Origin of the sequence: Mycobacterium sp. E3247, assembly GCF_001667785.1 — a bacterium.
Taxonomy (GTDB): Bacteria; Actinomycetota; Actinomycetes; order Mycobacteriales; family Mycobacteriaceae; genus Mycobacterium.
Genome location: NZ_LZJG01000283.1, coordinates 1 through 5,356, shown reverse-complemented (window position 1 = coordinate 5,356; position 5,356 = coordinate 1). Strand labels below are relative to the sequence as shown.

Annotated in this window: 2 protein-coding genes; both read left to right on the top strand. The window is 66.8% G+C overall.

What is annotated here, in order from left to right; genetic code table 11:
- Positions 1 to 4,584, top strand: a 4,584-nt coding sequence (gltB, locus tag A9X04_RS15540) for a glutamate synthase large subunit (protein ID WP_067921946.1), incomplete at its 5' end; no start/stop codon positions are given.
- Positions 4,577 to 5,356: glutamate synthase subunit beta (locus A9X04_RS15535; RefSeq protein WP_156764374.1), on the top strand; the 780-nt coding region annotated here is incomplete at its 3' end. The genes gltB and A9X04_RS15535, both read left to right, overlap by 8 nt.

The window sequence follows — 5,356 nt, the reverse complement described above, 5'->3', positions numbered from 1 at the left end:
CGCGTCGGGTTATACAACCCCGCGTTCGAGCACGATTCGTGCGGGGTAGCCATGGTCGTCGATATGCACGGCCGTCGTAGCCGCGACATTGTGGACAAGGCAATCACCGCGCTGCTCAACCTCGAACATCGCGGTGCTCAGGGCGCCGAGCCTCGCAGCGGTGACGGCGCCGGCATCCTGATTCAGGTACCGGATGAGTTCCTGCGTGCCGTCGTCGACTTCGAGCTGCCCCCGGCGGGCAGCTACGCCACCGGCATCGCCTTCCTGCCGCAGTCGTCCAAGGACGCCGCGGCGGCCTGCGATGCGGTGGAGAAGATCGCCGAAGCCGAGGGCCTGACGGTGCTGGGCTGGCGCAACGTGCCCATCGACGACTCCTCACTGGGCGCGCTGTCGCGTGACGCGATGCCGACGTTCCGGCAGGTGTTCCTGGCCGGCGCGTCAGACATGACGCTGGAGCGCCGGTGCTATCTGGTCCGCAAGCGTGCCGAACACGAACTCGGCACCAAGGGCCCCGGTCAGGACGGTCCCGGGCGCGAAACCGTTTACTTCCCAAGCCTTTCCGGTCAGACCCTGGTCTACAAGGGCATGCTGACCACGCCGCAGCTGAAGGCGTTCTACCTTGACCTGCAGGACGATCGGCTGACCAGTGCGCTGGGCATCGTGCACTCCCGGTTCTCCACCAACACCTTCCCGTCCTGGCCGCTGGCCCACCCGTTCCGTCGGGTCGCGCACAACGGTGAGATCAACACCGTCACCGGCAACGAGAACTGGATGCGGGCCCGCGAGGCGTTGATCAAGACCGACGTCTTCGGCTCGGAAGCCGACGTGGAAAAGCTGTTCCCGATCTGTACCCCGGGCGCCTCCGACACCGCGCGGTTCGACGAGGCGCTCGAACTGCTGCACCTCGGTGGCCGCAGCCTGGCCCACGCGGTGCTGATGATGATTCCCGAGGCATGGGAACGCAACGAGTCCATGGATCCGGCGCGGCGGGCCTTCTACCAGTACCACGCCTCGTTGATGGAGCCCTGGGACGGGCCCGCGTCGATCACCTTCACCGACGGCACGATCGTGGGCGCCGTGCTCGACCGAAACGGCCTGCGCCCGTCGCGGATCTGGGTGACCGAAGACGGTCTGGTGGTGATGGCGTCCGAGGCCGGCGTCCTGGACTTGGACCCCGCCACGGTGGTGCGGCGGATGCGGCTGCAGCCCGGCCGGATGTTCCTGGTGGACACGACGCAGGGGCGCATCGTCTCCGACGAGGAGATCAAGGCCGAACTCGCGGCCGAGCACCCGTACCAGGAATGGCTCGACCGGAACCTGGTTCCCCTCGAGAAGTTGCCGCAGGGCGACTACGTGCGGATGCCGCATGATCGACTCGTCAAGCGGCAGTTGACATTCGGCTATACCTATGAAGAGCTCAACCTGTTGGTTGCGCCGATGGTGCGCACCGGCGCCGAGCCGATCGGCTCGATGGGCACCGACACCCCGGTCGCGGTCCTGTCGCAGCGGCCGCGGATGCTCTACGACTACTTCCAGCAGCTCTTCGCGCAGGTGACCAACCCCCCGTTGGACGCCATCCGCGAGGAGGTGGTGACCAGCCTGCAGGGCACCACCGGCGGCGAGTGTGACCTGCTGACGCCGACCGAGATCTCCTGTCACCAGATCATGTTGCAGCAACCGATTCTGCGTAATCACGAGCTGGCCAAGCTGATCAACCTCAATCCCGACGATGAGGTCAACGGGCGTCCGCATGGCATGCGGTCCAAGGTGATTCGCTGCCTGTACCCGGTCGCCGAGGGCGGCGCAGGATTGGCCGCGGCGCTCGATGACGTGCGCGCCCAGGCGTCGGCCGCGATCACCGACGGCGCGCGCCTGATCATCCTGTCGGACCGCGAGTCCGACGAGCGGATGGCGCCCATCCCGTCGCTGCTCGCCGTTGCCGGTGTGCACCACCACCTGGTGCGCGACCGGACGCGCACCCAGGTGGGCCTGGTCGTCGAGAGCGGTGACGCCCGCGAGGTGCACCACATGGCGATGCTGATCGGTTGCGGGGCGGCGGCGATCAACCCCTACCTGGCGTTCGAGTCGATCGAGGACATGCTCGACCGCGGCGCGATCGACGGCTTCGCCGACCGGCAGGAGCGCGAGAAGGCTTTGAACAACTACGTCAAGGCCGCGGGCAAGGGCGTGCTCAAAGTGATGTCCAAGATGGGCATCTCGACGCTGGCCTCCTACACCGGCGCGCAGCTGTTCCAGGCCGTCGGCGTTTCCGAGGACGTGCTCGACGAGTACTTCACCGGGCTGAGCTGCCCGATCGGCGGGATCACCCTGGAGGACATCGCCGCCGACGTCGCCACCCGCCACCGGCTGGCCTACCTGGACCGCCGGGACGAGCGCGCGCACCGCGAGCTCGAGGTGGGCGGCGAGTACCAGTGGCGCCGCGAGGGTGAGTACCACCTGTTCAACCCGGAGACCGTGTTCAAGCTGCAGCACTCGACGCGCACCGGCCAGTACAAGATCTTCAAGGACTACACCCGCCTGGTCGACGACCAGAGCGAGCGGATGGCCTCGTTGCGCGGCCTGCTCAAATTCCGTGGCGGAGTGCGTCCCCCGATTCCGCTGGAAGAAGTCGAGCCGGCCAGCGAGATGGTCAAGCGCTTCTCCACCGGTGCGATGAGCTACGGCTCGATCTCGGCCGAAGCGCACGAGACGCTCGCGATCGCGATGAACCGTCTGGGCGGGCGATCCAACAGTGGCGAGGGCGGCGAGGACGTCAAGCGTTTCGACCGCGACCCCAACGGGGACTGGCGGCGCAGCGCGATCAAGCAGGTCGCCTCCGCGCGCTTCGGCGTCACGTCGCACTACCTGACCAACTGCACCGACATCCAGATCAAAATGGCGCAGGGCGCGAAACCCGGTGAGGGAGGCCAACTTCCCGGCCACAAGGTCTACCCGTGGGTTGCCGAGGTGCGGCATTCCACACCCGGTGTCGGGCTCATCTCGCCGCCGCCGCACCACGACATCTACTCCATCGAGGATCTCGCACAGCTGATCCACGACCTGAAGAACGCCAACCCGTCCGCGCGGGTGCACGTCAAGCTGGTCTCCGAGAACGGCGTCGGCACGGTTGCCGCCGGTGTCTCCAAGGCGCACGCGGACGTGGTGTTGATCTCCGGTCACGACGGTGGCACCGGCGCGACGCCGCTGACGTCGATGAAACACGCCGGTGCGCCGTGGGAGTTGGGCCTGGCCGAGACGCAGCAGACGTTGCTGCTCAACGGTTTACGTGATCGGATCGTGGTCCAGGTGGACGGCCAGCTCAAGACGGGCCGGGACGTGATGATCGCCGCGCTGCTCGGCGCCGAGGAATTCGGCTTCGCCACCGCACCGCTGGTGGTGGCCGGCTGCATCATGATGCGGGTGTGTCACCTGGACACCTGCCCGGTAGGCGTGGCCACCCAGAACCCGGTGCTGCGTGAGCGGTTCACCGGCAAGCCCGAATTCGTCGAGAACTTCTTCATGTTCATCGCCGAAGAGGTACGGGAGTACATGGCGCAGTTGGGTTTCCGTACCCTCAACGAGGCGGTCGGCCAGGTGGGGGCGCTGGACACCACCCTGGCTCGGGCGCACTGGAAGGCGCACAAGCTGGATCTCGCGCCGGTGCTGCACGAGCCGGAGTCGGCGTTCATGAACCAGGACCTCTACTGCAGCTCCCGGCAGGACCACGGCCTGGACAAGGCGCTGGACCAGCAGTTGATCGTGATGAGCCGTGAGGCACTCGATTCCGGCAAGCCGGTGCGGTTCTCCACCACGATCAGCAACGTCAACCGCACGGTGGGCACCATGCTCGGCCACGAGGTGACGAAAGCCTATGGCGGCCAGGGGCTTCCGGATGGGACCATCGATATCACCTTCGAGGGGTCCGCGGGCAACAGCTTCGGGGCCTTCGTGCCGAAGGGAATCACCTTGCGGGTCTACGGCGACGCCAACGACTACGTCGGCAAGGGTCTGTCCGGTGGCCGGATCGTGGTGCGTCCTTCCGACAACGTCCCGCAGGACTACGTGGCCGAGAACAACATCATCGGCGGCAACGTGATCCTGTTCGGTGCGACCAGCGGCGAGGCGTTCCTGCGCGGAGTGGTCGGCGAACGGTTCGCGGTCCGCAACTCCGGCGCCCACGCCGTCGTCGAGGGCGTGGGTGACCATGGATGCGAATACATGACGGGTGGTCGGGTCGTGATCCTCGGTCCGACCGGCCGCAACTTTGCGGCGGGAATGTCAGGCGGTGTGGCTTACGTGTACGACCCGGACGAGGAACTTCCGGACAACCTCAACATCGAGATGGTCGACACGGAGAGCCTGGACTCCGATGACGCCGAATTCCTGCACAGCATCATCCAGGCGCACGTCGACGCCACCGATTCCGCGGTCGGCCAGCGGATCCTGGCCGACTGGCGCTCCCAACAGCGCCACTTCGTCAAGGTGATGCCGCGCGACTACAAGAAGGTGTTGCAGGCGATCGCCCAGGCCGAGCGCGACGGCACCGACGTGGACAAGGCGATCATGGCGGCAGCACATGGCTGATCCGAGCGGCTTTCTCAAGTACACCCACCGGGAACTGCCGAAGCGTCGGCCCGTCCCGCTGCGGTTGAAGGACTGGCACGAGGTCTACGAGGACTTCGACGAGGACACCCTGCGCGAGCAGGCGACCCGTTGCATGGATTGCGGGATCCCGTTCTGCCACAACGGGTGTCCGCTGGGCAACCTCATCCCGGAGTGGAACGACCTGGTACGCAGGGGCCGTTGGCGCGACGCGATCGAACGGCTGCACGCCACCAACAACTTCCCGGACTTCACCGGGCGGCTGTGCCCGGCGCCGTGTGAACCGGCGTGTGTGCTCGGCATCAACCAGGATCCGGTGACGATCAAGCAGATCGAGCTGGAGATCATCGACCACGCCTTCGACGAAGGCTTCGTCGTGCCGCTGCCCCCGGACAAGCTGACGGGGAAGAAGGTCGCGGTGGTGGGCTCGGGCCCGGCCGGTTTGGCCGCCGCCCAGCAGCTGACCCGCGCCGGCCACACGGTCACTGTTTTCGAGCGGGCGGACCGCATCGGTGGGCTGCTGCGCTACGGCATTCCGGAATTCAAGATGGAGAAGCGGGTCCTCGACCGCCGCCTGGACCAGATGCGCGCCGAGGGAACCGAATTCCGGGCGGGCGTCAATGTCGGGGTGGACATCACCGCCGAGCAGTTGCGCGCCGACTTCGATGCGGTGGTGCTGGCCGGCGGCGCCACGGCTGGGCGGGACCTGCCCATCCCGGGACGCGACCTCGACGGCATCCACCAGGCGATGGAG